The sequence below is a fragment of the Rhizobium sp. WSM1274 genome, assembly GCF_025200775.1.
Lineage (GTDB): Bacteria > Pseudomonadota > Alphaproteobacteria > Rhizobiales > Rhizobiaceae > Rhizobium > Rhizobium leguminosarum_I.
The window spans coordinates 4,753,608-4,779,606 of the sequence record NZ_CP104138.1 but is presented as its reverse complement, the minus strand read 5'-3'; the positions used below and the strand labels follow the sequence as shown (position 1 = coordinate 4,779,606).

Sequence of the window (25,999 nt, the reverse complement as noted above, 5' to 3'; positions counted from 1 at the left end):
TGACGTTCGTCCTCCTTTCAACGGTACCAGACAAGTCAATTCGCCATGGCTGCGCATGTTGCGCGGCAGGAGTTCTATCTATGAAGAAGCAAGTTATCGAATACGCAGGCGTTCCCGTCGGGATCGTCATTCCCGATGAAGATCGGCTGAAGTTCATCGCCGTGAAATTTCATGTCCACGACCTCGACGAGCAGCGCTTCGGCTCGCCGGACGAGGTGCGGCTGGCTATCCATGACCTGATGACCCGCCGTCATCCGAAGCCGCTTCATGCCTGAGGACAAGAGGCCGCAATCAGCATTCACGGCTTTTCGTAATGTCCGACCGGTCCCGCCAAATGGGGCCGGTCTTGTTTTTTGAGGGCATTACAGCGCCGCGCGTCTTTATCAGACGCGCAAAGGACGCTGTAACGCTTTGAATTTCTGCATAATTTTATCCTTAAATCGATTCCGATTTAAGGAATTATGCAGTACAGTCCTACCGGCCGCCTTTCCGTGATAAGGATCCGCCCTTGCCCGATCTTCTGAACCTCATTACCGACATCGAAGGCGTTTCCGTCGGCCATGCGACCGACCTTGCGCTCGGTTCCGGTGTCACGGTCATCGTCTTCGACGAACCGGCCGTCGCATCCGGCACCGTGCTCGGCGGCGCGCCCGGCGGGCGCGACACCGCCCTGCTCGATCCGTCGATGACCGTCAATGCCGTGGATGCCTTCGTGCTCTCCGGCGGCTCTGCCTTCGGGCTGGATGCCGCCGGCGGCGTGCAGGCGGGCCTGCGCGAACTCGGCCGCGGCTTTGCAGTCGGGTCGGTGCGTATTCCGATTGTGCCGCAGGCAATCCTGATGGACCTGCTGAACGGCGGCGACAAGGATTGGGGCCTTCACTCGCCTTATCGCGACATGGGCTATGCGGCGTTGAAGGCGGCCGCCAAGGGCGCATTCGCGCTCGGCACGACAGGCGCCGGCACAGGGGCGACGACGGCCACCGTCAAGGGCGGGCTTGGCTCAGCCAGCGCCGTCAGCAGCGCCGGGCACCGCATCGCGGCAATCGTCGCCGTCAATGCGCTCGGCTCGGCGACGATCGGCGACGGGCCACATTTCTGGGCGGCGCCTTTCGAGAAAGACGCGGAATTCGGCGGGCTCGGCATGCCTGATGTGACCGACCACCGGATGCGGCTCAAGGGCATGAACACCCCGGCGACGACGATCGGCGCTGTCGTGACCGATGCGCAGCTGACGAAGGCCGAAGCGCATCGGCTTTCGCTCGCCGGCCATGACGGCCTCGCCCGGGCACTGCTGCCGGCGCACCTGCCGCTCGACGGCGACACCGTCTTTGCCGCTTCGACGGCCAAGCATCGAAGAGACGATATGGCGAGCCTGATGGAGCTTTGCCATCTCGCGACTATCGTCATGGCGCGGGCGATCGCCCGAGGGGTCTACGCGGCGACCGCGCTGCCGGTCGAGGGCGCGCAAAAGGCCTGGCGCGACCGCTATGCGAGTAGCGGTTGATTGAATAGGGTCGGACTCTCTACAGATCCAATATGCCGAATGGCGGAGAGACGTGAATGCAGATCCGGGCGCTGATGTATTTCGACGAACTGGTCAGGACCAATTCGATGCGCCAGGCGGCCGAGAATCTCAATGTCGCGCCAACGGCGATCAGCCGGCAGATCGAGAACCTCGAATATCATTTCGGTGCGCCGCTCGTCGAACGCAGCGCCCGCGGCGTCAAGCTGACGGCCGCCGGCGAACTGCTTGCCGCCCGCGCCGGCCGGACGCTGCGCGAGCTCGATCACGTCCAGCAGCTGATCGAAGACCTGAAGGGCCTGCAGCGGGGCCGCGTCAGCATCTATGCCAATGGCGCGACTGTCGCCAATCTGCTGGCGCCGGCGCTCGCCGAATTCAGCCTGAAATATCCGAAGCTGCGCTTTGCCGTGACGATCACCAGCGCGCGGCAGGCGGTCGACGCCGTCAACAGCGCCGAGGCGGATATTGCGGTGACGCTGTTTGCGCCTCCTATGTCCGGCACCAAGGTACGGCTGCGCTCCGAGATCGCCTATGATCTCATCGCCACGCCGCAGCATCCGGCCGCTGCGCATGCCGAGATCCCGCTGAGGACGCTCGCCGACTACGCCTTGGCGCTGCCGGATCAATCCTTCGGCTTCCGCCAGGCCTTCGATGCGTTGTTCGAGAAGGAGGGGCTAAGCCTCGATCCCGTCTTCGTCACCAGCTCGCTCGAAATGCTGAAGGAACTGGTGCTCAGCGGGGCTGCCGCCACGCTGCTGCCGGCGCTGACTGTCCGCCGCGAGATCGAAGCGGGTCAGCTCCTTGCCATTCCGCTCGCCGGCAAGGCCGGCATCCGCACCCATGTCGATCTCTGCGTCGCGCCGGACCGGCAGCTGTCCTTCGCCGCGACGAAACTGCTCGACTTCATCGAGAGGTTCATGCGCGAGCGCACGAACCGCCGGGCCGGGACGAAAGACTGACGCTTCGAGCTTGCATCGCCTGCGGATTTGCGGTGTAGCTTTTTCGGCTACACTGAGCACACAAAATCGTCATTGTGTGTGCACCGGCATAGTGTCACTCTCCTCGCAAAAGGTCTTCGTCATCGACGCGCGGCCAGACAAGGGAACATGATGATCAAGCTTTCGTTTGCGCCTTCAGCCCGTTTCTTCAGGCGGCTTTCCCTGGGTGCCGCACTTTCGGCCGGGCTGGTGATGACGGCGATGACGCCGGCCGAGGCGGCGAAGACCACCCTCAATCTCGGCATGAGCGTCGAGCCGACCGGTCTCGACCCGACGATCGCAGCACCGGTCGCGATCGGCCAGGTGACCTGGCAAAACGTGTTCGAGGGCTTGGTGACGATCGACCAGGCCGGTAAGATCCAGCCGCAGCTGGCGAAAAGCTGGGAAATCTCGCTCGATGGCCTGACCTATACGTTCAAGCTGCAGACCGGCGTCAAATTCCATGACGGCGAGGCCTTCGATGCCGCGGGCGCCAAGTTTTCGCTGGACCGCGCCCGCGGCGCCGATTCGGTCAATCCGCAGAAGCGCTTCTTCGCCTCGATCGCCTCGATCGATACGCCCGATGCCGAAACGCTGGTGCTGCATCTCTCGGCACCGACCGGCAGCCTGATCTACTGGCTCGGCTGGCCGGCCTCGGTGATAGTCGCACCGAAGACGGCGGCCGACGACAAGACGACGCCGATCGGCACCGGTCCGTTCAAATTCGCCAGCTGGGCGAAGGGCGACAAAGTCGAACTCGCCAGGAATGCCGATTATTGGAACAAGGATGCGGCCGCCAAACTCGACACGGTGACCTTCCGCTTCATCGCCGATCCGCAGGCGCAGGCGGCTGCGCTGAAATCCGGCGATCTCGATGCGTTTCCGGAATTTGCCGCACCCGAGCTGATGAGTTCTTTCGATGGCGACGCGAGGCTCGTCACCAGGATCGGCAATACCGAACTCAAGGTCGTTGCCGGCATGAACACGGCCAAGAAGCCGTTCGACGACAAACGCGTCCGCCGGGCGCTGATGATGGCGATCGACCGCAAGACGGTGATTGACGGCGCCTGGTCGGGCTTGGGCATGCCGATTGGCAGCCACTACACGCCGAACGATCCGGGCTATCAGGACATGACCAATGTGCTGCCCTACGACGTCGAGAAGGCGAAGGCGCTGCTCGCCGAAGCCGGCTATCCCAACGGCTTCACCTTCACGATCAAATCGCCGCAGATGGCCTATGCGCCGCGCAGCGCCCAGGTGATACAGGCGATGTTTGCCGAGATCGGCGTGACGATGAATATCGAGCCGACGGAATTTCCGGCGAAATGGGTCCAGGACATTATGAAGGATCGCAACTTCGACATGACGATCATCGCCCATGCGGAGCCGCTCGACATCGACATCTATGGGCGCGATCCCTATTATTTCAACTACAAGAACCCCGCTTTCAACGCGCTGATGAAGAAGGTCCAGGAGACGGCCGATCCTGCCGCGCAGAATGCGATCTACGGCGAAGCGCAGAAGATCCTCGCCGAGGACGTGCCGGCGCTCTACCTCTTCGTCATGCCGAAACTCGGCGTCTGGGATAGCAAGCTGAAGGGCCTGTGGGAGAACGAGCCGATCCCTTCCAACGTGCTGTCTGGTGTTTCCTGGGACGAGTAACAAAGGTAGGCCGGGCCGAATGGTTGGCACGCCGTGGGCCTTGGAGGGAACCGACATGCATTTGATCGATGTAGTGCGCAGCCCTCTCCATTCCTCACCAAGTCAGTTCAGCCGGGGCCGACATTGTTTGGTTTCGCTGGCGGGTAGCATTCCTGCCGCGAGCGCCTGCACAGTGAATGGCTCCTTCCGCCCGCCCCGTTCTCCGTCATGCTCGGCCTTGAGCCGAGCATCCACACCCCATCCACCAGCAGCCGCGGCATGGATCCTCGGCTCAAGGCCGAGCATGACGGAGAGTGAGGTCGGCGTTCTAGCCAAACTCACCGTCGGCGCGTCGGGTGGGATCCGCCGTTCCACGTCGAAAGCGTGGCACGCATGATCCCACTCCTCGCCCGTCGCTTCGCCGGTCTCCTGGTCACGCTCGTCGTCGTCTCGCTGTTGATCTTCACCATCATGGACCTTCTGCCCGGCGATCCCGCCTCGATCCTGCTCGGCACCTCGGCGACACCGGAAACGCTTGCCGCGCTACGCCACGATCTCGGGCTCGATCAGCCGCTGCTGCTGCGTTATGGGCAATGGCTGACCGGTGTGCTATCCGGCAATCTCGGCAATTCGCTAACCTATGGCGTACCGGTCGCAGGATTGATCGTCGAGCGGCTGACAGTGACGCTGCCGCTGGCGCTGATGGCAATTATGCTTTCGGTGGCGATTGCCTTGCCGCTCGGCGTGCTGGCCGCCTCGCGCCGCGGCGGCATCTTCGATCTCATCGCAACGCTGTTTTCGCAGATCAGCATTGCAGTGCCCGCCTTCTGGGTGGCGCTGCTGTTGATCATCCTGTTTTCGACGATGCTCGGGCTGATGCCGGCCGGCGGTTTCCCGGGCTGGAGTGCCGGCCTGATGCCGGCGCTGCAGGCGCTGGTTATGCCCGCTGTCGCGCTGGCAATGCCGCAGGCGGGCGTGTTAACCCGGGTGGCGCGCTCGGCCGTGCTCGACACGATGCATGAGGATTTTGCCCGCACCGCGGTCGCCAAGGGGCTGTCGCGCAGTGCGGTGCTGTGGCGCCATATCGTGCCTAATGCGTCGATCCCGATCCTGACGATGATCGGGTTGCAATTCACCTTTCTCGTCGCCGGCGCGGTGCTGGTGGAAAACGTCTTCAACCTGCCCGGCCTCGGACGGCTCGCCCTTCAGGCGCTCTCCCAGCGCGACATCATCGTCATGCAGGATGTCGTGCTATTCTTCGCAGGCCTGGTCATCGTGATGAATTTCATTGTCGATCTCTCCTACCTGGCGATCGATCCCAGGATGAGAAAGGCGGCCTGACGCATGGCACCGATCGTGTCCACCGCCATCACCAGCCGCCGCCGGGTCTTTAGACTTAGCCGGCGAATGAACCTGATTTCGGGGGTCGTCATCATCGGCCTGCTGGTCGCCGTGGCACTGCTGTCGCTCGTTTGGACGCCGCTGCCGCCGGCGAAAATGCAGATCATCCACAAATTGCAGCCGCCGCTTGCCTTCGGCCTGCTCGGCACGGACCAGTTCGGCCGCGACGTGCTTTCGATGCTGATGGCAGGCTGCTGGAATTCGCTGTCGATCGCCATCACAGCGGTCATGATCGGCGGGACGCTGGGCTCGATCGCCGGCATTTCGGCGGCGGCAATCCGCGGTCCGTTCGAAGCACTGCTGATGCGCATCTGCGACGTCATCTTCGCCTTGCCGCCGATCCTGTCGGCCATGGTTCTCGGCGCCTTTCTCGGGCCAGGGCGGTTCACCGCGATCACCGCGATTGCCGTCTTCATGATCCCGGTCTTTGCCCGGGTGACGCTTGCGACCTCGCTGCAGGCCTGGAGCCGCGACTATGTGACGGCGGCGCGCGCCATCGGCAATACGCGCCTGACCATTTCGCTGCGCCATGTGCTGCCGAATATCACGAGCCAGATCATCGTGCATGGCGCGATCCAGCTGGGGCTGGCGATCCTCACCGAAGCGGGTCTCAGCTTCCTCGGGCTTGGCATGCCGCCGCCGGCGCCGACCTGGGGCCGGATGCTTGCCGATGCGCAAACCTATCTGGCGCTCGCCCCCTGGCTGGCGATCCTGCCCGGCCTTGCCATCGCGCTCACCGTCTTCGGCTTCAACATGCTCGGCGACGGTTTGCGCGATCTGCTCGACCCGCGCGAGGCAAGCCGCTGATGTCCTCCCCAGTCGAAAAGCCCGAAAGACCATGCCATGACCGATACCGACTTTACCATTCGCGAACTCAGGCAGCGCTTCGCCGATAAAAGCCTCTCCCCTCTCGAATACTGGCTTTCACTCGAAGACCATATTGCGGCCTGGGAGCCTTCGATTTCGGCACTCTACCTCTACGATCCTGAATCGGCGCGCGCCCAGGCGAAAGCATCGACGGAGCGCTGGGCGAAGGGAGAAACGCTCGGCGCCCTGGACGGCATCCCGGTGACGCTGAAAGAGTTGATCGCCACGAAGGGCCAGCCGGTTCCGCTCGGCACGAGGGCAGTGGAACTGAAGCCGGCAGAGGCCGACGCACCGGCCGCCGCCCGACTGCGGGAAGACGGCGCGGTGATCTTCGCCAAGACCACCTGCCCCGATTACGGCATGCTTTCCTCCGGGCTTTCGAGCTTTCATCCCCTCAGCCGCAATCCCTGGAACACCACGCAAAATCCCGGCGGATCGAGCGCCGGGGCTTCCGCAGCGGCGGCCGCCGGCTACGGACCGCTGCATATCGGCACCGATATCGGCGGCTCAGTGCGCCTTCCCGCCGGTTGGACCGGCATCTTCGGCTTCAAGCCGAGCCATGGGCGCATTCCAGCCGATCCCTATTATGTCGGGCGCTGCGTCGGGCCGATGGCGCGCACGGTCGAGGATGCGGCCTTTTCAATGGCGACGCTGTCACGCCCGGACTGGCGCGACGGCACCAGCCTGCCGCCGAACGATTTCAACTGGATGGATCTCGACATCGACGTGTCGGGCATGAAGATCGGGCTGATGCTCGATGCCGGCTGCGGGCTTGCGTTGGAGGACGAGATCAGGGTCGCGGTCGAAGCGGCGGCGCAACATTTCGAGAAGGCCGGCGCGACCATTGTATCCGTCCAACCGGTGCTGACGCGCGCGATGCTGGATGGGCTCGACAACTTCTGGCGATCCCGGTTTTGGGGCGATATCGCGGACCTCGACGAAGAACGGCGCGACAGCATCCTGCCTTATATCAGGGATTGGGCGATGGCCGGCGCCAACATCAGCGGTGTCGATGCGGTCAAGGGCTTCAATCAGACGATCGAGATGCGCAGGAGCTGCGGACGGCTGTTCACCGAGGTCGACGCCGTGCTTTCGCCGACCAATCCGATCATCTCCTATCCGGCCGAATGGGCATCGCCGACCAACGATCCGGCCCTGCCGTTCGAGCATATCGGTTTCACGGTGCCATGGAACATGTCGGAGCAGCCGGCCGCTTCGATCAATTGCGGCTTCTCCCAATCGGGCATGCCGATCGGCCTGCAGATCGTCGGGCCGCGTTTCGACGACCTGCGGGTGCTGAGACTGTCGAAAGCCTTCGAGGACTGGACGGGCGGGGTAAGATCCTGGCCGCGGCCGACTACAGCGCCGCGCGTCTTTTCGAACGCGCAAAGGACGCTGTAGCACTTTGAATGGCTGCATAATTTTGTCCTTAAATCGTTTCCGATTTAAGGAATTATGCAGTCGGCTGATCAACCGAACGGGCGGCGATAGCCGGTCGGCTGCTCGTAGAGCCAGCCGATGCGCTCGACCGCGGCCGCGAAATTCTCGCGCGCCACCGTCATGCTGTGGCCATTGGCATGGAGAATGGTTTCCGGATCTTCGAAGACGGCGACATGGCCCTTCCAGAATACCAGGTCGCCACGGCGGATTTCGGATCGGTCGATCGGCTGGCCGAGGCCTGCCGCCTGCAGGTCGGTATCGCGCGGCGCAGCTCTGCCCGTCATCAGCATCGCCAGCTGGACGAGGCCGGAGCAATCGATGCCGAGGCCGGAACGCCCGCCCCAGAGATAGGGCGTCTCCAGGAAACGGGCTGCGATGCCAACGTAATCGGCGCCATCGAGGGCACCGATCGGCTGCACGTGCTTGGCGAAGATCGCAGTTCCGTCCTCAAGCACGACATAGCGATTGCCGCGCGCTTCCGCCTCGCCGGCGACATGAACGCGGCTTCCCATCGACACGATGGCCTGGTGGGGCTTGCGCAGTTCCGGCTCGGGATAGAGGAAGGTGCGCTGGACGGTGACGATATGAGTCGGCGTCGGCCGGCCATCCAAGAGCGCGTCTGCCTTGACATAACCGACATAGCCGTCAGAGGCGGCTTTCACCCAGCACCAGCCGTCGGCGCGATCGAATACCGTCAGGTCCTCACCGAGAAGCAGCTCGGTATCGATGCCGCGGGCAAGATCCGGTTCAGGGCGCAAACCCACGACGGGAACGGCGACACGGGCCGGCGCGCCTTCCACAAAGCGCGACGCCTCGACCTTGCCTTCAAGCCTCGCTTCCGCGAGATCAGGTCTGTAGGCATGCAGGCGGCGGTCGAGCATCGTCATTCGCATTCCTTTCAGATCGGCAGCCGGCGGGCCTGATCTCGGATGAGATCGCCGAGCTTTTCCAGGTAGAGCGCGCCGCCGACGGTACGCTTGATGATCACGTTGCGCCGGTCGGCATCGTCACGCACACGATCGACCAGGCCCATCTCGCCCATCGTATCCAAGGCGCGGGTAATGACCGGCTTGGTGACTTCAAGCGTGGCGGCAAGCCCGCGCACGGTGTGCGGCGGCGGCACCAGATAAATATGCAGCAGGATGGCCATCTGGCGCAACGTCAAATCGCGGTCATCGTGGCGGACCTGATCGAGCGCCGCGCCATGCCAGAGCCCCAGCGCCTGCGAGGCGGTCAGTTCGATCGGCACGGCCCCTCCGGAAGATCGTTACGCTAACGTTTCATTTTCCGGTAGTTGCCATGCACATGCAAGGGGCGCTGGGAATTGCCGCCCGGCAGGGTGAATAAAATTTTAACGATCGAGGCGCAACGCGCAACACGCGGCGCGCCTCAACGCTTTTTGCGTATGGGCTCAGCGAAGGCTTTCGCGGATATGGTGAAAGAGCGCGCGGATCGCCTGTGCCTCGCCGCCGCCCGGCGAATGCGGCCGTTCGGACGGAGCCCAGCCGAAAATATCGATATGTACCCAGCTCTTCGCCCTGCTGACGAAACGCTTGAGGAAGAGGGCCGCAGTGATCGCACCGGCCATGCCGCCGGCCGGCGCATTGGTGAGGTCGGCGAACTTGGCGCGGATATCCTTTTCGTAGCCGGAATAGAGCGGCAGGCGCCAGAGCGGATCGTCGGTTTCTAGGCTCGCCTCAGTGAGGTCATGCGCCAGATTGGCGTCATCGGTGAAGAAGGGCGGGAGATCCGGGCCGAGCGCAACGCGGGCAGCGCCGGTCAGCGTCGCCATGTCGATCAAGAGCTCAGGCTCTTCCTCATCGGCGTAGGCAAGCGCATCGGCAAGGATCAGACGGCCTTCGGCGTCGGTATTGTCGATCTGGACGGTCAGGCCTTTGCGGCTGCGGTAGATGTCGCCGGGCCGAAAAGCGTTGGACGAGATCGCGTTTTCGACAACGGGCAAGATAACACGCAGGTCGACCTTCAGCTTGGCGTCCATGATCATCAGGGCAAGCCCCATGACATTCGCCGCGCCGCCCATGTCTTTCTTCATCAGCAGCATGGAGGCGGCAGGCTTGATGTCGAGACCGCCAGTATCGAAGCAGACGCCCTTGCCGACCAGTGTCACCTTGCGATGGCCCTTCTTGCCCCAGCGCAGCTCGAGAAGGCGCGGCGCATCGGCGCTGGCGCGGCCGACAGTATGGACCAGCGGGAAGTTCTGCGTGAGCAGGTCGTCGCCCGCAATCACCGATATCTCCGCCTTGTAATGTTCGGCCAGGCCACGGAAAACGGCCTCGAGTTGGTTCGGGCCCATGTCGTTCGTCGGCGTATTAATCAGGTCGCGGGCAAGAAAGACGCCAGCGAGTTGGCGCTTGATGTCGGCGGCGTCGGCATCGCGGGGGATCATCAGCGTCGCCGCCGCCGATTTTTCGGATTTGTAACGGTCGAAACGGTAGCTGCCGAGCCCGAAGCCGAGCGCCAGGCGATTTGCCGTCAGCGGCGCGGTCTCGATGTGCCAGTCGCCGGCCGGCAACGCGCGGGCGAGCCTGCCGGTGATGTAAGGCTGCTCGGATGGATTGGTGCCGAGGCCGTAAAGCGCGCCGCCGAGATGGCCTTCAGCCGTCGGGATCAGCAGCAGCGACCCGCTTTCGGCCTTGTAGCCTGCCCTGCGCGCCCAATCGAGCGCGATCGGATCGATCGTGCCGGTGTCGATATGGGCAGGCGTGACGGCAAAGATCGGCAGCGTCGAACCGCCCTTCGTGTTGAAAGGAGTCGGTCTCTCGATGAACTGATAGGGGGCCATGATTGTCCTTCGGCGGTCGTAAGGAATCGTTCCTTAACGGTCTGTTAGGGTTAACAGACTATTGCTGGAGCGAAGATTACGCGTCAAACCTTTCCCTGTTCCGCTTCGAGGTCAGGCGCCGATTTCGGAATCCAGGAACGCGCCATGCCTGCCTCGCTCACCACCATATTCACGAATCGTATCCTGCAGGGCGCTGCGGCCTCGCTGCTCGTCCTGGCGCTTGCCGGCTGCTCGACGACCAAGGACCGGATGACAACGGGCTCGGTGCCGAAACTCACCAAGCCGGTTGACGAGATGGACGCGATTGAGCTGCGCTCGGCGACGGACCGGCTCGGCCAGGCCTACGAAAAGAACCCACGCGATCCCGTCACCGGCGTCAATTATGCCAATCTGCTGCGCATGAACGGCCGTGACACGCAGGCGCTCGCCGTCATGCAGCAGGTGGCGATCGCCAATCCCGGCGACCGCAACGTGCTGGCCGCCTACGGCAAGGCGCAGGCGGCGGCCGGCCAGTTCCAGCAGGCGCTCGACACGATCGGCCGCGCCCAGACACCGGATCGTCCGGACTGGAAGCTGGTCTCGGCCCAAGGCGCGATCCTCGACCAGATGGGCCGGGCAAGCGAGGCCCGGCAGCGCTACCGCGACGCGCTCGATATCCAGCCGAACGAGCCCTCCATCCTTTCCAACCTCGGCATGTCCTACGTGCTGACCGGCGATCTGCGCACGGCCGAAACCTATCTGCGCTCCGCCGCCAGCCAACCGACGGCCGACAGCCGCGTCAGGCAGAACCTTGCCCTCGTCGTCGGTCTGCAAGGACGTTTCCCGGAAGCCGAGCAAATCGCCCGGCGCGAACTTTCGCCGCAACAGGCCGATGCCAATGTCGCCTATCTCAGAGGCATGCTCTCGCAGCCAAATTCCTGGCAGAAACTCGCCGCCAAGGACAAGACGCCGGGCGCAGCGAACGTCAGCAATACCTACTGACCGGACTTCCTCTGCGCTTGAGAGCGTCCGAAGTCACATGCGACAGCCTATCGATCACTTACGCCCGCGAGAATGAGCCGGAGCCCGAGGCCGGCCATGACGACACCCGCGCTGCAGTCGATCCAGCTCTTGGCTGCAAGATAGAGCCGCCGCGGGTGGCGGGCCGAAAAAGCGAGGGCCACGATCGAATACCACCCCGCCTCCAAGACGAAGACGCCGAGGGGCAGCGCGACGATGAGACTGAGCGGCACCGTCCTCGGTAAAAGTGCGGCAAAGATGCTGGCATAGACGATGATGGTCTTCGGGTTGCTGAGTTGGGTCAGCAGCGCGGTCATGAAGCTCAGCCTCGGCGCAGGATTTCCGTTGACGGTGTCGGAGACCTCGAGCGGCTGACCGGCGCTCCTCCAGATATTGACGGCGATATAGACGAGATAGGCGCCGCCTGCGACCTTCAGCAGGACATAGAGCCATTCGAACTGAGACAGCAGCGCCGTCAGCCCAGCAAGCGCCAGCACGGCAAAAACAACACCGCCGACGCCCATGCCGAGTGCGGCCGCAAGGCCATCCAGCCTCGAGCGCGAGATGGCGATCCTGGAGACGACGACGAAGCTCGGGCCGGGGCTCATCGCGCCGACGGCCAAGGCTGCCATGATGCTGATGAAAATGCGCCCAGAAGACATCGGAAACCTCTCTTTTGGATTGAACGAACATCAGGGGCGCCGCGGGGCGCCAGCACTTGCCGATGGTCGTCCATCCAATTTACCAGCTCAGTCGGCGGCGGTCACCCGCGTTTTCTGGTAGCCGATCGGACCGATGGTCCTTGATGCACATCGTCTTCAGCCGAAAGCGGTCGCCGCTTTCCGGCGTCGGCGCAAACGTCAGAACTTGTCGGACACCTGGATGCCAGCCGGACCGAGAATGACGGCGATCAGCACCGGCAGAAAGAACAGGATCATCGGCACCGTCAGTTTCGGCGGCAGGGCGGCCGCCTTCTTTTCCGCCTCGTTCATCCGTTCGTCGCGTCCTTCCTGGGCGAGAACGCGCAGTGCCTGCGCGACCGGCGTGCCGTAGCGATCGGCCTGGATCAGCGCCTGTGTCACCGAACGCACCAACTCGATCTGGGTGCGAGTGGCGAGATTGTCGAGCGCCACGCGGCGATCCGGCAGGAAGGAGAGCTCGGCCGTGGTCAGCACCATCTCCTCGGCGAGCGCCGGCGACTGCTCGCCGAGCTCTTCCGACACGCGACGCATCGCAGCCTCGATCGAGATGCCGGATTCGACGCAGATCAGCATCAGGTCCAGCGCATCCGGCCAGGCGCGCTTGATCGAGTGCTGGCGCTTGCCCATGCGGTTCGAGATATAGATGTTCGGGGCGTAGAAGCCGAGATAGCCGACGCCGATGACGGCGAAGAGACGGATCGGCATGCCTCTTCCGGCGAGATTGCCGAGGCCGAAGACCCAGACGGCGGCAAGCGTCAGAAAAAGGAAGGGCAACAGGAAACGCGCCACCAGGAAGGTATTCAGCGCATTCTCCGAACGGAAACCGGCGGCACGCAGCTTGTTGACCGTGTTTTCGTCGACCAGCGCCTTGCGCAGGTTGAAGCGCTCGACGATCTGACGGACCGAGCGGTTGTTCTGGTTTCTGAGCGAGGCCTTGCCGGCGCCGGTTTCGGTGTTCATGCGGGCGCGTTCGCGGGCACGGATCTGCTCGCGTTCGGTCGAAACCGCCTTCATGCGCTTGTTCAGATCGCCTCGTTCGAAGAAGGGGATGGCGATCGTATAAAAGGTGGCGAAGACGGCGATCGCGACGAAGAGCGCGATCAGCATGCTCGGATTGGTCAGCGTTGCGGCAAAGTCCTGCGACATGATGCTTCCTTCCGGCTAGATGTCAAAATTGACCATGTTGCGCATGACGAAGATGCCGATCGACATCCAGATCGCCGAGGCACCCATGATGAGATGGCCGCGCGGATCGGTGAAAAGGATCATCATGTAGTTCGGCGACGTCATGTAGACGAGGGTCGCAACGATGAAGGGCAGAGCCCCGATGATGACGGCCGACGCCTTGGCTTCCATCGAGAGCGCCTGGACCTTGGCCTTCATCTTCCTGCGTTCGCGCAGCACCTTGGAGAGATTGCCGATCGCTTCCGACAGATTGCCGCCGGCCTGCGACTGGATGGCAATGACGATGGCGAAGAAATTGACTTCCTGGAGCGGCATGTGGATCGTCATGCGGGCGCAGGCGTCGGGAATGCTGAGGCCCACCTGCTGCGCCTCGATCACCCGCAGGAACTCGCTCTTGACCGGCTCGGTGCCTTCGGTGGCGATAAGACGGATGGCATCGTTGAGCGGCAGGCCCGATTTGATCGAGCGGGTGATAACGTCAAGCGCATTGGGGAGTTCGTTCAAAAACTTGGTCTGGCGGCGCTTGATCAGAAAGCCGAGGACCCAGCGCGGCAAGCCGAGACCAGCGACGACGGCGATACCGACCATGACCATCAACGACGCACCGACGACGAAGGCCACGAGCAGCAGCACCAAGGCGAAGATGGCGCTGAAGAGATAGAATTTCGCCGGTGTGATCGTCAGGCCGGCCTGCACCAGCCGGGATTTCATCGACAGGGTCTTTTTGGTCTTTTCGTGCTGGCGCTTTTCCAGATCCTTCAAGTTGTCCTGCACCGATTTGCGGCGCTTCGACAACTCCTGCACCCGGTCACGGGCAGCCTTGACATTGACCCGGTCGCTTTCGGCCGATTTGACGCGATTGATGCGGCTTGCCGATTTCTTGTCGGCTTCGATCTTCGAAAACAACAGGGCATAGGCAACCGCCGCCGCCGAGACGGCGGCGAGGGCGACGATTGCCAGCACTATGGGATCGAATCCGAACATCTCGCCTATTCCTTCGTTTTCGCTTCCATCGCGTCGAGGGCGGCGGCAAGACGCTTTTCCTCGTTGAAGTAGCGGGCGCGATCCCAGAAATGCGGCTTTCCGACGCCGGTCGACATGTGCCGGCCGACCAGGCGGCCGTTCGCATCCTCGCCTTCGATCTCGTAGCGCATCAGGTCCTGGGTGATGATGACGTCGCCTTCCATGCCGATCACCTCGGTGATCTGGGTAATGCGGCGCGAACCGTCGCGAAGGCGCGCCGCCTGAATGACGACGTCGACCGAGCTGGAAATGATCTCGCGCACCGTTTTTGCCGGTAGAGTGAAGCCGCCCATGGCGATCATCGATTCGATACGGCTCAAGCATTCGCGCGGCGTATTGGCGTGGATCGTGCCCATCGAACCGTCGTGACCGGTGTTCATCGCCTGCAGCAGGTCGAAAACTTCAGGTCCGCGCACTTCGCCGACGATGATGCGCTCGGGACGCATGCGCAGGCAGTTCTTGACGAGATCGCGCATGGTGATCTCGCCCTCGCCTTCGATATTCGGCGGGCGCGTTTCGAGACGGACGACATGCGGCTGCTGCAGCTGCAGTTCGGCCGTATCCTCGCAGGTGATGACGCGCTCGTCCCTGTCGATATAATTGGTGAGGCAGTTCAGAAGCGTCGTCTTGCCCGAGCCGGTGCCGCCTGAAATGACGACATTGCAGCGCACACGCCCGATGATCTGCAGCACGGTTGCGCCTTCCGGCGTGATCGCGCCGAATCGGACGAGCTGATCGAGGGTTAGCTTGTCCTTCTTGAACTTGCGGATGGTGAGCGCCGGCCCGTCGATCGACAGCGGCGGCGCGATGACGTTGACGCGCGAGCCATCGGGCAGGCGGGCATCGCAGATCGGGCTCGATTCGTCGACACGGCGGCCAACCTGGCTGACGATGCGCTGGCAGATCGAGAGAAGCTGCGCATTGTCGCGGAAGCGGATCTCCGATTCGATCGTCTTGCCGCCGACTTCGATGAACGTCTGGCCGGCGCCGTTGACCATGATGTCGGCAATATCGTCGCGCGCGAGCAGCGGCTCTAGCGGGCCGTAACCGAGGACGTCGTTGCAGATATCCTCGAGCAGCTCTTCCTGCTCGGAGATCGACATCGCAAAGTTCTTGATGGTGATGATGTCGTTGACGATGTCGCGGATTTCCTCGCGGGCGCTTTCGCCGTCGAGCTTCGAAAGCTGCGAGAGATCGATGGTGTCGATCAGCGCGGAAAAGACCTGCGCCTTGGTGTCGTAATATTCATCCGTGCGGGCCGGGCGCTTGCGCTGCGGCGTCTGCAGCGGCGTCACCTGCTGGCGTGCGGGCTCACGCGAGGGTTCGACCAGAATGGAGGGGGAAGAGGCCGCAGGGGCGGCGGCCAGAGCCGGCGGCGGTGGAGCAATCGCTCCTCCGACCTTTCCGGAACCTTCGTTTCCGCGTTTTCCAAACATGCCACTCGATCCAATCTGCTCGTTCTAGAGCATTTCCCGATCTCTTCGAGTCACGGAAATGCGCTATCTCATTGTTTTCACGCAATTGCGAACGCAAACCGCTGCACAGTTTTGCTGGAATTGCTCATCGTCTACTTGCGCTTCAGGAGGCCCAGCAGACCGCCCTTCTTCGCCTTCCTGATCGCGACACGGCCGGTGACGATGTGCGATATCTGCGAAAAGGTTTCCGCCGTCGGCGACTTCGGGTCGACTTCAGAAATCATCCGGCCGCTATTGGCGGCGTTGCCGAAAAGATTGATGTCGAAGGGAATGATCGCGATCGGCTCAATCTCGAGCGGCTCGCAGAAATCCGACGGCGAAATTTCCGGCCGTTTCGGCATGCCGACCTGATTGAGGATGAGATGCGGCGGCCGGTCGTTCGGCCGCATCTTGCGCAGCGCGTCCAGCATGTTCTTGGCGTTGCGCAGATTGGCGAGATCGGGAACTGCTGCGATGACCACCTCGTCGACGCTCGACAGCACCGAGCGCGTCCATTCCGACCATACATGCGGAACATCGAGCACAGTGACGGGCGCGCTGCGCTGCAGAACATCGAGCACCGGCTGGAAAGCCTGGCCATCGAAATCATAGGCACGGTCGAGCAGCGAGGGTGCCGCAAGCAAAGACAGATGCTCGGAACATTTCGTCAGCAGGCGGTCGAGGAAAACCTCGTCGAGACGATCGGGCGCGAAGACCGCTTCGGCGATGCCCTGGGCCGGATCCTGGTCGAAATCGATGTTCGCCGTACCATAGGGCAGGTCGAGATCGGCGAGGATCGTCTCGGTGGAGAAGAGATTGGAAATGCCGAAAGCGCAATTATGCGCGATGGTCGAGGCGCCGGTGCCGCCCTTCGAGCCGATGAAGGCGATGCTGCGACCGAGCGGCTCGGCGTCCGGATCGACGAAGATCGAAGCCATCGCCGCAAGGATATCGGGCATGGCGACGGGCTGAACCATATATTCGGAAATGCCATTGCGGATGAGCTCGCGATAAAGCCCGATATCGTTGTAATATCCGACAATGACAACTTTGGTCGTCGGATCGCAGACCGCGGCGAGCGGCGCAAGTTCGGCGAGCAGGTTTGCGGCATTCGCCTTGGTCTCGAGGATGATGAGGTTCGGTGTCGGGGCGCCGGAAAACATATTGGCGGCAGCGGCGGTGCCGCCGCTGGTGATGCGCATGCTGACCTTCGCCACGCGCCGATCATTGGCGCAGCGTTCCATGACATGCTGCAGGGCTTCGCTCTCGCAGAAGGCATGGACGGAGATGCGCGGCAGCGGCCGCATGTTTTCCAGATCCGCCATGCGCACCGCCTCGTCGGCGTTGCGAAGCTCGCTGGGATTCCTGATTTCGTATTCGATCGCGCTCATCGTGCCGTTCCGCCTTAGAAGCTACTGTCGCTGCCGGCGACATCTTCGATCGTCGATGTCGTCGTGCGGTATTCCTGGATGGCGTTGTTGCGCCGCTGCGCGTCGATCGGGGTCATGCCGCGGGGTGCCACCAGATCCTCAGGATTGGCGATCTGGGCGGCAAGGTTGTTTTGCGAGGCGCAGCCGAAATTATAGTAATTCTGGTTGGTCAAATCGTTCGAGATGTCCTTCGGCCACTGGCCGCATTGCGTGGTGATCGCGGTGGTGCCGGTAAAGCTCAGCCGGATCGGCGCCGCATCGCCGGGCCCGGCGGCGGCATAGGAGGTATTGACGATTTTCGAGCTTGCGATCCCCCGCGACACCAGCTCGGCACGGACCTGATTGCGCAGTTGATAGGCTGCTGCCGAATTGGGCGACCCTTGCGGCGACAGCACGTAAACGGGGCCTGAGGCGCGCGAGATGTAGTTTGCGGCAAAACCGCGGATGAGGTCTCGCTGGGCGATGGTCAGGCGGCGATCGGTGGAGGCGACGGGTATATCAACCGTCTGCTCCGCCTCCGTCACGATGATCGGATGACGGGCGCGGTAATCGTCCGGAATACCGCCGGTCGTCAGCTGGTCATGCGGGCCGGCGCATCCAGAAAGGACGGTCATCGACATGGCGGCCATCGCAAAAAGCGCCTTCGAGATTCCGAAGCGGGTTATAGTCGCAATCATATGGGCCATCGCCTGATCTCTGTTTTCTGCCATTGCTGCCGATCGTGCCCCGCTCATTTGTAGATGAACCCGATCGAGCCGTGGAACTGCGCGTCGGCGACGGGCGCCTCGCGGCGGCCATAGACCTTGTTGACACGGTTGAGGAAGAAGGTTGCGCCATCGTTCTCAGGACTGAAATTGTCGTCCGGCCGGTTGAGCTGATTGCGCGCCACCGGACGCACCAGATAGGGCGTTGCGATGATGACGAGCTCGGTTTCCTGACGCTCGAAACCCTTCTGGCGGAAGAGCGTGCCGAGCAGCGGGATCTTCGAGACGCCGGGCGTGCCGCCCATCGTCTGGGAAACGTTGTCGCGGATCAGGCCGGCGAGCGCGATCGAACCGCCCGAGGGCAGCTCCACCGAGGTCTCCGCGGAACGGCGCTGATAGGTGGCGTTGCCGCTGCCGGCCACCGGTTCGGAGACATTGGTCTTGATCTGCAGGCTGATGCGTCCCGATGACAGCACGACCGGCTTGAAGGCGAGGTTGATACCATAGTTAAACGGCACGACAGTGACGTTGCCGTTGCTGTCGGTCGTCGAATAGAGCTGCTGGCCGCCGGAATTGAAGGTCGCGGCCTGACCCGATATCGCCGTCAGCGTCGGCTCGGCGAGCGTCTTGACGACCTTGGCCTGCTCCAGCGCGTTAAGGTAGGTTGAAATGTCATATTTGCCGATCGAGCTCTTGAAGAGCGCCGCCAGACCGCCGCCAATCGTCGATGTGGCACTGTCGGCACTGGGACTGCCGAGCTGAGCGACCGTTATGCCGGAGGAATTGGAAACGAGGTTGTCGAAGCCAAGCTGCTTCAGCACTTCGCGGCGGACCTCGGCGATCGTCACCTTGAGAGTGACCTGGTCCTCGCCCTCAATCTGCAGAAGATTGACGACCTGCGAGGCCTGACGGTTTTCGGCAAAGAGCGCCACCGAGCTATCGCCGCCGGTGCCGGATGCGGTCTCGGTTCTGGTCGTCGCCTCGCCGCCCTTCAGGAAGACCTGCGCCAGATCGGCCGCCTGCGTGGCATCCTGCGGCGTGCGCACGGTGCCGGTCAGCACGATGTTGTCGGAGACGATTTCGACCTTGATGTTGGAGTCCGGAATGAAGCGGCGGAGATTGACTTCCAGGCCGGAGACGTCGCGCTCGATCTCGATGTCGAGATTGACGATCTCCTGTCCACCGGCACCGAAGACGAAGATATTGGTCTGGCCGACCTTCTTGCCAAACAGGTAGATGCGCCGCGAGGTACGGGTCACGGCATCGGCCATAGTCGGATCGGAGACGAGGATATCGTGCGCATCGTCCGGCAGATCGACGACGACGGCCTTGTTGAGCCCAAGCTTCAACCGGCGATGGGCATTGGGGCCAGTCTGAGAGATCCGGACCAGGCTATCGGAATCGGCGTGCGCCTCGCCTGCGCCGAGAAGCGGGGAGAAAGAGGTCGGAACTATACCGGAGACGCCGATTGCCAGCCAAAGGCAGCCTGTCAGGAGAGGTCCGGCGCGCCGCGTTGAATTGCCCATTTGCACGTTCTCTTACTCCGCCTTCGGTGCTGCGCTGGCATCCGTGACGATGGCGCCCGATTTGATGACCTGGATGATCGCACTGCCGTTGTCACCGCTCAGCAGATAGTCGGCGGCACTTGTATCCTGCTCCTGCGCATCGGCGACCGAGCGCAGCGCGAGCGACAGCCGGTCGGCCATCTGCTGGGCGACAGCGAGAACCTTCGTTTGATCAGGGGTGAGCTCGAGCGTCGCGGTCGTGCCGACCACCGATTTCGAGCCGTCGTCCTTTTCCTGGATCTGTTGGTCGATGGCGAGAACGCGAACATTGCTCAGCACGGTTTCGGTAATGAGCTTGGCGGCTTCGGTGCCCTTGCGGACCATGATGACATCGACACGGTCATTCGGCAGGATGAAACCGCCGGCACCTGTTGCCACCGATATCTCGGTCGCGACGGCACGCTTGCCGGCCGGCAACAGCGAGGACAGGATGCGGCTGCTGGAATCGGCGAGCTTTTCCGGCCGGATCGGTTCACCTTCGAAGATCGGCAGACGCACGACCGCGCCCTGCAGATCCTTGATCGCATCCGGCTTGTCGGCTTCGGTGATGAGACCCTGGACGACGCCGCCCTGCGGCCAGGCCATCCAGTGCACCAATTTGTCGTCCAGCCTTGCGCCGACCGGCAGATTGGCGCTCGAAACGAGCACGTTGACGGTCGGTTCCTTCTCGACGACCGAGCGGACCTGGGTGACGACACCGCCGCTGCCCGCCATGCGCATTGCCAGGAGGCCGGCGAGGCCGGCTGCCACCACGGCGACAGCTAGGATTATAAGGCGGGCCGGTTTCATCGATCATTCCTCAGGGCATGATATGTTCGCCCTGTAGAATGCTCAGCAATTGGTATAATTATGGTTAATAGAATGCTTACATTTTAAGTTAACGGGCATTTAAAATGCCGTTATTTCAGGCTTTCCAGCGCGACGAGAAAAAGCGGCGAGGAAGGGAAGGCCATGAAACCGCCGATCGCGATCGCGATGCCATAGGGGATCTTCTTGGCGAGCAGCAAAGAGATCGGCACCGGCAGCCCGATGGCGAGGATCGTGTTCGCTTGCGTTCTCACCAGCAGGATCAACAAGGTGACGAGGCCGCCGACCGCTGCGACGTCGGTCATCAGGAACGCAAGGGATTGGTTCAGACCGAACCAGAGCGCTGTGGCGCTCAGCAGCTTGGCGTCTCCGCCGCCCATCACGTTGAAGGCAAAAAGGGCAAAGCAGGCGCCAAAGACGATGGCGGCAGCAACAAGATGCATGCCGATCGCCTCCAGGCTAAGGCCGGAGAGCGGCGCAAGCAGGAGGAAAGAGGCAACAAGGATCAGGGAAACGCGGTTCGGGATCGTCATGGTGAACAGATCCGAGAAAGCCGCGATGGCGAGGCAGAGTGGCAGTATTAGGAAAACTGCAGCTGCGATCATGCTTATACCCGATCGTGACTTGATGCGAAAAGGCTCACGGCCGTTCAGCCTGTGAGCCCGCTCAATAGCTTGGCCGGAGCAAATCCGGCCGGCATTATGCGGACGCCGTTTGGCGGCGCCTATATTAGTTGGCCGGTGCGGCCGGGGCGGCGGTTGCGGTGACCGCGCTATCCATCTTGGTGCTCAAGTTGGAGAACGTGTCGCCGATCTTGCCGCCGAGGCTCGTTGCGCCGGTGATGAGCGCTACGGAAATGAGGGCGGCGATCAGGCCGTATTCGATTGCGGTCGCGCCGGATTCGTCCTTCAGAAAACGGCTAAAAAGCTTGGTCATGGTATCTCCTAACTCCAGTTGATGTTCAGCACGTCCGCCAACTGTTTGCCGTTGATCGGATGACTGCAACCTAGCGAATGGCCGTTTCCATCGGCTTAAGGAAAAGAGTTAACTAGACGTGAACGAGACAACAGGCCTTTGTAGAGTCAGTATTTCCTTACGCACTCACCTCAATATTTAACAACATTCTTGGAATAACTGCTGAATTCATCCGGAAATAGCACAAATTTCGCCTCCAACCGGGGCGTGCGCCGTCCGGAACCGTGCCAAATCGGAGCATTACGCTTCATCCTGGAACAGAGCGGCGGGCTTAAGGCTTCGTTCACCATTTTTTTCCATTCTATGTGCATATTGCGCTGTGATCGTGAAAGAGGACCAAATGTCATCAAGCGGCAAAACCATTTTCTTTGCCGGCATGATCGCCGCTTTCGGTGTTTCGGGAGTTTCCGCGGCCGCAGACGATGACATGCTGCGGGTCTATATGGATCACGCGCGCGTGCTGAAGCTCGATCGTCCCGTCAGCAAGGTGATCGTCGGCAACGCCAAGGTCGCCGATGCGACGGTCGCCGACGCCAAGACCATCGTGCTGACAGGCCGCAGCTTCGGCACCACCAATCTGGTGCTTCTCGATGCCGACGGCAATGCGATCCTCGACGAACGCATCCTGGTGTCGATCGACGAAGGCAATACGGTGCGTGTCTACCGGCAGACCGAGCGCTCCGTACTGTCCTGCACGCCGAATTGCGAGCAGCATGCGCAGCAAGCAGCCACCGCGACCGCCTCACCCTGAGCATATCTCGGAGCTTTCTCGACTATTCGTTAAAATCGTCGTGTCAGGCTGAAACGGAAAATCAACGAACGGATCCTAGTGTGACGGACGAAGAATGTCGCTTAGGTCCAGGCAATGACGGTAATTGATCAGAAGACGGATAAGGGGCGCGCCTTTACGCCATTCCGTTTCTTACGGTTTCGCGCTCTCGCCCGCTCGCGCGAGGGTGCTGCGGCGATCGAATTCGCCCTGCTTGCCATTCCCTATTTCCTGGTGGTTTTCGCAATCCTCGAAACTTTCGTCGCCTTCGCGGCCGAGGAACTCGTCTCCAACGGCGTTGATACGATGAGCCGCCGGATGCGAACCGGGCAGATTACCTATAATCTCGGCCGCACGACCGATATGAACCGGGCGCAATTCCGCCAGGCTTTCTGCAATGAGATCTCGATCCTGATCCGTTGCTCGGCAAGCGAAGTCGCCACGCCGAGTAAGCTTTACGTGGATGTGCAGACGTTCAGCACGTTTTCGGCCATTCCGACGACGATCCCCAAGCTTTCCACCGACAAATATGCCGACATCAATACAGCCGCCTTCAAATATGCGCCGGGCGGCGCCGGCACGATCAACATGGTCCGTGCCTATTACCGCTGGGAAATCATCACGGATCTGGTCAGGCCCTATATCAGCACGATACGTCCCTCCGACGGTTCGATGCCGAGCCAATATCTGATCGTCGCGACCGCGGCCTTCCAGAACGAGCAGTATCCATAATGGCGTTGCGCAACCCGTTCACCAGACTGGTCCTGATGGCGCGGCGGCTCATCCGAGACCGCAAGGGCGCCGGAGCGATCGAATTCGCGATCCTCTTTCCCGTGCTCATCATGCTCTATATCGGCGCTTTCGAAATCACGATCGGCCTCAGCGTCAGCAAGCGCGTGACACGCGCCGCAGGAACGGTGGCCGACCTCATCACCCAGCAGCAATCCGTCACGAAGAGCGCGCTCGCGCAGATGCCGTCGGTCGCAACGGCGATCTTCGTGCCCTACAATTCGACGGCGCTGACGCTGAAGATCACGGGGATTACCATCGATGCCAGCGCCAATGCGAAGGTGCTCTGGTCCTGGGCAAAGGACGGGACGGTGCCCTATGCCAAGAACTCCACAGTGAGCAACGTGCCAGCGGACATGAAGACGGCGAACAGCTTCCTGGTCCGCACCGAACTCAGCATCCCCTATACGATGTTCCTGTTTGCGCCGAACTTCATGCCGGACGGCATGCGCACGATCACCATCAGCCGCAGTTACTTCTACCGCCAGCGTCAGGGCGACTCGATTCCCTGCGGCGACTGCTGACGGCCCCTTCCCGCTCTTGTCTGGTGCATAACTCCTTAGATCGAAATCGACTTAGGAGTTAGGCAGCAATCACAGTGTTACAGCGTCCTTTGCGCGCCTGAAAAGACGCGCGCGCTGTAATTTGCCAAGCCGGCCGTGGCATTATATGGCTGGATCTCAGCCGCCTCCGACATTCCAGAGGCCGGCGATCGGCTTTCTCGGGTGTAAAATGGCGCGTGCCTTTCTTTTCGTTCTGGATTCCTTCGGCATTGGCGGAGCGCCGGATGCGGCGGCCTATGGCGACGAAGGCGCTGATACGCTCGGCCATATCGCCGAGTTCTGCGCAGCCGGAGCCGGGGACCGCGCCGGGTTGCGCGAAGGGCCGCTTTCCCTGCCCAACATGTCGGAACTCGGGCTGATGCATATCGCCCGGTCCGCTTCCGGCCGGTTTCCGGCCGGCATGTCCGTCCCGGAAAAGGTCTACGGTATTTATGGCGCCGCCACCGAAATCTCCCGTGGCAAGGATACGCCATCAGGTCATTGGGAGATCGCGGGAACACCTGTCAGTTTCGATTGGGGTTATTTCCCGACGGAGGGCGACGCCTTTCCTTCAGAATTCATCGAGACATTGTGCAGGGAGGCTGATGTGCCCGGCATCCTCGGCAATTGCCATGCCTCGGGAACGGAGATCATCGCCCGGCTCGGCGAGGAGCATATCCGCACCGGCAAGCCGATCTGCTACACCTCATCGGATTCGGTCTTCCAGGTCGCGGCGCATGAGGTGCATTTCGGCCTCGATCGTCTGTTCGCCTTCTGCGGTTTGGCCCGGGGACTGCTCGATCCCTACAATATCGGCCGCGTCATCGCCCGGCCCTTTATCGGCCAGTCTACCTCTTCCTTCCAGCGCACCGGAAACCGGCGCGACTTTTCCGTGCTGCCGCCGGAACCGACGCTGCTCGACCGGCTGATCGAGCAGGGGCGGCGCGTGCATGCTGTCGGAAAGATCGGCGACATCTTCGCGCATCAGGGCATTTCCAGGGTCATCAAGGCGAACGGCAATGAGGCGCTGATGGATGCGTCGCTCTCGGCGATCGACGAGGCTGAGGATGGCGATCTCGTCTTCACCAATTTCGTCGATTTCGACATGATCTACGGCCATCGCCGCGATGTGCCGGGTTATGCCGCGGCACTCGAAGCCTTCGATGCGCGTTTGCCCGAAGTCCACAAGAAACTGAAGCCCGGCGATCTCGTCGTGCTCACCGCCGATCATGGCTGCGATCCGACCTGGCGCGGCACGGATCATACGCGCGAGCGCGTGCCTGTTATCGCCTATGGCCCCGGCATCCGGTCGCGTTCGATCGGCGTGCGCCGCAGCTATGCAGATATCGGCGAGAGCATCGCCCGGCATCTCGGCATCGCGGCCGGACCGCACGGAAGGAGTTTTCTGTGACATCGCATCTGAAGAAGGTCGAGCTGCACTGCCATCTGGAGGGTGCGGCCCCTCCAGCCCTGACCGCAGCGCAGGCGCGGAAATACGGCGTCGACATCAGCGCCGCGCTTCGCGGCGGAGCCTATGTCTGGCATGATTTCGCAAGCTTCCTCGAATGTTACGACAAGGTTTCCGAGGTCTACAGGACCGAAGAGGACTACGCGCTTCTGACCGAAACCTATCTCGACGAACTGGCCGGCATCAATACGATCTACAGCGAGCTCATCGTTTCGCCCGATCACGGCAAGCGCATCGGGCTGGGCGCCGATGCCTATATATCAGGTATCTGCGAAGGCATCCGGCGGGCCAAGGAAAAGAGCGGCATCGAGGCTCGGCTGATCGTTACCGGCGAGCGGCATTTCGGTCCGGAGAGTGTGATCGGTGCTGCCGAATATGCGGCAAAGGCCGGCAATCCCTTGATTACCGGCTTCAACCTTGCCGGCGAGGAACGCATGGGGCGCGTCGCCGACTATATCAGAGCCTTCGATATCGCCCGCGATGCAGGCCTCGGTCTGACCATCCATGCCGGCGAGGTCTGTGGCGCCTTCAGCGTCGCCGACGCGCTCGACGCGGTGCGCCCCTCGCGCATCGGCCATGGGGTGCGCGCCATCGAGGATCTCGATCTGGTGAAGCGGCTTGCCGATCTCGGCACCGTGCTCGAGATCTGCCCAGGCTCCAATATCGCGCTCGGGGTCTTTCCCGATTTCGCCTCCCATCCGCTGCGCCGGCTGAAGGAAGCAGGTGTCAGGGTGACGATCAGTTCAGACGATCCGCCCTTCTTCCGTACCTCGCTCAAGCGAGAATACGAGCTTGCCGCCGGGGCTTTCGGCTTCGGCGACGCCGAGATCGATGCCATGACGCGCACTGCGATCGAGGCGGCCTTCGTCGACGATGAGACACGAAAGACCTTGCTCGCCCGGCTTTAAAAGACTCGAGAGACTGGGGAAGATCGACG

General features: G+C 62.1%; 26 protein-coding genes. 13 read left to right on the top strand and 13 right to left on the bottom strand.

All coding sequences use genetic code 11. The features are described from left to right. Positions 1–80 precede the first annotated feature (80 nt). The 7 genes from N2600_RS23510 to N2600_RS23480 all read left to right on the top strand — a co-directional run bounded on the left by N2600_RS23510 (position 81) and on the right by N2600_RS23480 (position 7,809). Positions 81–275 (top strand): hypothetical protein, encoded by a 195-nt coding sequence (locus N2600_RS23510; protein ID WP_003544544.1) that lies wholly within the window; start codon positions 81–83, stop codon positions 273–275. Positions 276–508: 233 nt separating this feature from the next. Beyond that, positions 509–1,504, top strand: a complete 996-nt coding sequence (locus N2600_RS23505) for a P1 family peptidase (RefSeq protein ID WP_260297541.1) — start codon at positions 509–511, stop codon at positions 1,502–1,504. A gap of 56 nt (positions 1,505–1,560) precedes the next feature. Then, a complete protein-coding gene (locus N2600_RS23500) occupies positions 1,561–2,481 on the top strand; it encodes a LysR substrate-binding domain-containing protein (RefSeq protein ID WP_260297540.1) in 921 nt (306 codons plus the stop codon). 150 nt (positions 2,482–2,631) lie between these two features. Then, positions 2,632–4,161 (top strand): ABC transporter substrate-binding protein, encoded by a 1,530-nt coding sequence (locus N2600_RS23495; protein WP_260297539.1) that lies wholly within the window; start codon positions 2,632–2,634, stop codon positions 4,159–4,161. Between the two features lie 372 nt (positions 4,162–4,533). Continuing rightward, positions 4,534–5,481 (top strand): ABC transporter permease, encoded by a 948-nt coding sequence (locus tag N2600_RS23490; protein WP_260297538.1) that lies wholly within the window; start codon positions 4,534–4,536, stop codon positions 5,479–5,481. 3 nt (positions 5,482–5,484) lie between these two features. Continuing rightward, on the top strand, positions 5,485–6,348 hold the full coding sequence (locus N2600_RS23485) for an ABC transporter permease (RefSeq protein ID WP_260297537.1): 864 nt from the start codon (positions 5,485–5,487) through the stop codon (positions 6,346–6,348). 36 nt (positions 6,349–6,384) lie between these two features. Further along, the gene (locus tag N2600_RS23480; protein ID WP_260297536.1) at positions 6,385–7,809 is read left to right on the top strand and encodes an amidase; all 1,425 of its coding nucleotides are present in this window, start codon (positions 6,385–6,387) and stop codon (positions 7,807–7,809) included. 68 nt (positions 7,810–7,877) lie between these two features. Here N2600_RS23480 and N2600_RS23475 read toward each other — a convergent pair whose 3' ends face one another. The 3 genes from N2600_RS23475 to N2600_RS23465 all read right to left on the bottom strand — a co-directional run bounded on the left by N2600_RS23475 (position 7,878) and on the right by N2600_RS23465 (position 10,651). After that, positions 7,878–8,735, bottom strand: coding sequence for a C40 family peptidase (locus N2600_RS23475; protein WP_260297535.1), 858 nt, complete (start codon positions 8,733–8,735; stop codon positions 7,878–7,880). Positions 8,736–8,746: 11 nt separating this feature from the next. After that, positions 8,747–9,097, bottom strand: a complete 351-nt coding sequence (locus N2600_RS23470) for a MarR family transcriptional regulator (protein ID WP_064247479.1) — start codon at positions 9,095–9,097, stop codon at positions 8,747–8,749. Positions 9,098–9,259: 162 nt separating this feature from the next. Then, positions 9,260–10,651: a leucyl aminopeptidase family protein gene (locus tag N2600_RS23465; RefSeq protein WP_260297534.1), complete on the bottom strand. Its 1,392-nt coding sequence runs from the start codon at positions 10,649–10,651 to the stop codon at positions 9,260–9,262. A 144-nt stretch (positions 10,652–10,795) separates the two neighbouring features. On the opposite strand from N2600_RS23465, the gene N2600_RS23460 reads away from it, so the two are divergent. Next, complete coding sequence (locus tag N2600_RS23460) at positions 10,796–11,632, top strand: tetratricopeptide repeat protein (protein WP_260297533.1); 837 nt, start codon at positions 10,796–10,798, stop codon at positions 11,630–11,632. Between the two features lie 47 nt (positions 11,633–11,679). Here N2600_RS23460 and N2600_RS23455 read toward each other — a convergent pair whose 3' ends face one another. From N2600_RS23455 to N2600_RS23410, 10 genes are all read right to left on the bottom strand, one after another. After that, positions 11,680–12,312, bottom strand: a complete 633-nt coding sequence (locus tag N2600_RS23455) for a LysE family translocator (protein ID WP_260297532.1) — start codon at positions 12,310–12,312, stop codon at positions 11,680–11,682. A 198-nt stretch (positions 12,313–12,510) separates the two neighbouring features. Continuing rightward, positions 12,511–13,497 (bottom strand): type II secretion system F family protein, encoded by a 987-nt coding sequence (locus N2600_RS23450; RefSeq protein ID WP_162115526.1) that lies wholly within the window; start codon positions 13,495–13,497, stop codon positions 12,511–12,513. Between the two features lie 15 nt (positions 13,498–13,512). Continuing rightward, on the bottom strand, positions 13,513–14,520 hold the full coding sequence (locus N2600_RS23445; RefSeq protein ID WP_017966547.1) for a type II secretion system F family protein: 1,008 nt from the start codon (positions 14,518–14,520) through the stop codon (positions 13,513–13,515). A 5-nt stretch (positions 14,521–14,525) separates the two neighbouring features. Continuing rightward, positions 14,526–15,995, bottom strand: coding sequence for a CpaF family protein (locus N2600_RS23440; RefSeq protein ID WP_017966546.1), 1,470 nt, complete (start codon positions 15,993–15,995; stop codon positions 14,526–14,528). A gap of 131 nt (positions 15,996–16,126) precedes the next feature. Next, complete coding sequence (locus N2600_RS23435; protein WP_170280182.1) at positions 16,127–17,404, bottom strand: AAA family ATPase; 1,278 nt, start codon at positions 17,402–17,404, stop codon at positions 16,127–16,129. A 14-nt stretch (positions 17,405–17,418) separates the two neighbouring features. Then, complete coding sequence (locus N2600_RS23430) at positions 17,419–18,177, bottom strand: CpaD family pilus assembly protein (protein ID WP_170280181.1); 759 nt, start codon at positions 18,175–18,177, stop codon at positions 17,419–17,421. Beyond that, positions 18,174–19,673, bottom strand: a complete 1,500-nt coding sequence (locus tag N2600_RS23425; RefSeq protein ID WP_170277229.1) for a type II and III secretion system protein family protein — start codon at positions 19,671–19,673, stop codon at positions 18,174–18,176. The genes N2600_RS23430 and N2600_RS23425 overlap by 4 nt, the downstream gene beginning before the upstream one ends. A 12-nt stretch (positions 19,674–19,685) precedes the next feature. Continuing rightward, a complete protein-coding gene (gene cpaB, locus N2600_RS23420) occupies positions 19,686–20,501 on the bottom strand; it encodes a Flp pilus assembly protein CpaB (protein WP_162115531.1) in 816 nt (271 codons plus the stop codon). 110 nt (positions 20,502–20,611) lie between these two features. Continuing rightward, complete coding sequence (locus N2600_RS23415; protein WP_222385620.1) at positions 20,612–21,124, bottom strand: A24 family peptidase; 513 nt, start codon at positions 21,122–21,124, stop codon at positions 20,612–20,614. A 124-nt stretch (positions 21,125–21,248) separates the two neighbouring features. Further along, on the bottom strand, positions 21,249–21,455 hold the full coding sequence (locus N2600_RS23410; RefSeq protein WP_222385621.1) for a Flp family type IVb pilin: 207 nt from the start codon (positions 21,453–21,455) through the stop codon (positions 21,249–21,251). A 379-nt stretch (positions 21,456–21,834) separates the two neighbouring features. On the opposite strand from N2600_RS23410, the gene N2600_RS23405 reads away from it, so the two are divergent. The 5 genes from N2600_RS23405 to N2600_RS23385 all read left to right on the top strand — a co-directional run bounded on the left by N2600_RS23405 (position 21,835) and on the right by N2600_RS23385 (position 25,970). Further along, the gene (locus N2600_RS23405; RefSeq protein WP_017966539.1) at positions 21,835–22,245 is read left to right on the top strand and encodes a pilus assembly protein N-terminal domain-containing protein; all 411 of its coding nucleotides are present in this window, start codon (positions 21,835–21,837) and stop codon (positions 22,243–22,245) included. A gap of 114 nt (positions 22,246–22,359) precedes the next feature. Next, complete coding sequence (locus N2600_RS23400) at positions 22,360–22,995, top strand: TadE/TadG family type IV pilus assembly protein (protein ID WP_260297530.1); 636 nt, start codon at positions 22,360–22,362, stop codon at positions 22,993–22,995. After that, positions 22,995–23,576, top strand: a complete 582-nt coding sequence (locus N2600_RS23395) for a TadE/TadG family type IV pilus assembly protein (protein WP_260297529.1) — start codon at positions 22,995–22,997, stop codon at positions 23,574–23,576. The genes N2600_RS23400 and N2600_RS23395 overlap by 1 nt, the downstream gene beginning before the upstream one ends. 208 nt (positions 23,577–23,784) lie before the next feature. Beyond that, on the top strand, positions 23,785–25,005 hold the full coding sequence (locus N2600_RS23390; protein ID WP_260297528.1) for a phosphopentomutase: 1,221 nt from the start codon (positions 23,785–23,787) through the stop codon (positions 25,003–25,005). After that, positions 25,002–25,970 carry an adenosine deaminase gene (locus N2600_RS23385; protein WP_260297527.1) on the top strand — a complete coding sequence of 323 codons (969 nt, stop codon included), beginning with the start codon at positions 25,002–25,004 and terminating at the stop codon, positions 25,968–25,970. The genes N2600_RS23390 and N2600_RS23385 overlap by 4 nt, the downstream gene beginning before the upstream one ends. The last annotated feature ends 29 nt before the right edge of the window (positions 25,971–25,999 follow it).

Excerpts from the sequence above, each read along its gene's own strand:
- N2600_RS23425 (WP_170277229.1), bottom strand. The coding sequence starts at position 19,673 with ATGGGCAATTCAACGCGGCGCGCCGGACCTCTCCTGACAGGCTGCCTT.
- N2600_RS23485 (WP_260297537.1), top strand. The coding sequence starts at position 5,485 with ATGGCACCGATCGTGTCCACCGCCATCACCAGCCGCCGCCGGGTCTTT.
- N2600_RS23430 (WP_170280181.1), bottom strand. The coding sequence starts at position 18,177 with ATGAGCGGGGCACGATCGGCAGCAATGGCAGAAAACAGAGATCAGGCG.
- N2600_RS23510 (WP_003544544.1), top strand. The coding sequence starts at position 81 with ATGAAGAAGCAAGTTATCGAATACGCAGGCGTTCCCGTCGGGATCGTC.
- N2600_RS23410 (WP_222385621.1), bottom strand. The coding sequence starts at position 21,455 with ATGACCAAGCTTTTTAGCCGTTTTCTGAAGGACGAATCCGGCGCGACC.
- N2600_RS23460 (WP_260297533.1), top strand. The coding sequence starts at position 10,796 with ATGCCTGCCTCGCTCACCACCATATTCACGAATCGTATCCTGCAGGGC.
- N2600_RS23395 (WP_260297529.1), top strand. The coding sequence starts at position 22,995 with ATGGCGTTGCGCAACCCGTTCACCAGACTGGTCCTGATGGCGCGGCGG.
- N2600_RS23415 (WP_222385620.1), bottom strand. The coding sequence starts at position 21,124 with ATGATCGCAGCTGCAGTTTTCCTAATACTGCCACTCTGCCTCGCCATC.
- N2600_RS23490 (WP_260297538.1), top strand. The coding sequence starts at position 4,534 with ATGATCCCACTCCTCGCCCGTCGCTTCGCCGGTCTCCTGGTCACGCTC.
- N2600_RS23495 (WP_260297539.1), top strand. The coding sequence starts at position 2,632 with ATGATCAAGCTTTCGTTTGCGCCTTCAGCCCGTTTCTTCAGGCGGCTT.
- N2600_RS23450 (WP_162115526.1), bottom strand. The coding sequence starts at position 13,497 with ATGTCGCAGGACTTTGCCGCAACGCTGACCAATCCGAGCATGCTGATC.
- N2600_RS23440 (WP_017966546.1), bottom strand. The coding sequence starts at position 15,995 with ATGTTTGGAAAACGCGGAAACGAAGGTTCCGGAAAGGTCGGAGGAGCG.
- N2600_RS23435 (WP_170280182.1), bottom strand. The coding sequence starts at position 17,404 with ATGAGCGCGATCGAATACGAAATCAGGAATCCCAGCGAGCTTCGCAAC.
- N2600_RS23445 (WP_017966547.1), bottom strand. The coding sequence starts at position 14,520 with ATGTTCGGATTCGATCCCATAGTGCTGGCAATCGTCGCCCTCGCCGCC.
- N2600_RS23465 (WP_260297534.1), bottom strand. The coding sequence starts at position 10,651 with ATGGCCCCCTATCAGTTCATCGAGAGACCGACTCCTTTCAACACGAAG.
- N2600_RS23475 (WP_260297535.1), bottom strand. The coding sequence starts at position 8,735 with ATGACGATGCTCGACCGCCGCCTGCATGCCTACAGACCTGATCTCGCG.
- N2600_RS23390 (WP_260297528.1), top strand. The coding sequence starts at position 23,785 with ATGGCGCGTGCCTTTCTTTTCGTTCTGGATTCCTTCGGCATTGGCGGA.
- N2600_RS23480 (WP_260297536.1), top strand. The coding sequence starts at position 6,385 with ATGACCGATACCGACTTTACCATTCGCGAACTCAGGCAGCGCTTCGCC.
- N2600_RS23500 (WP_260297540.1), top strand. The coding sequence starts at position 1,561 with ATGCAGATCCGGGCGCTGATGTATTTCGACGAACTGGTCAGGACCAAT.
- N2600_RS23405 (WP_017966539.1), top strand. The coding sequence starts at position 21,835 with ATGTCATCAAGCGGCAAAACCATTTTCTTTGCCGGCATGATCGCCGCT.
- cpaB (WP_162115531.1), bottom strand. The coding sequence starts at position 20,501 with ATGAAACCGGCCCGCCTTATAATCCTAGCTGTCGCCGTGGTGGCAGCC.
- N2600_RS23400 (WP_260297530.1), top strand. The coding sequence starts at position 22,360 with ATGACGGTAATTGATCAGAAGACGGATAAGGGGCGCGCCTTTACGCCA.
- N2600_RS23455 (WP_260297532.1), bottom strand. The coding sequence starts at position 12,312 with ATGTCTTCTGGGCGCATTTTCATCAGCATCATGGCAGCCTTGGCCGTC.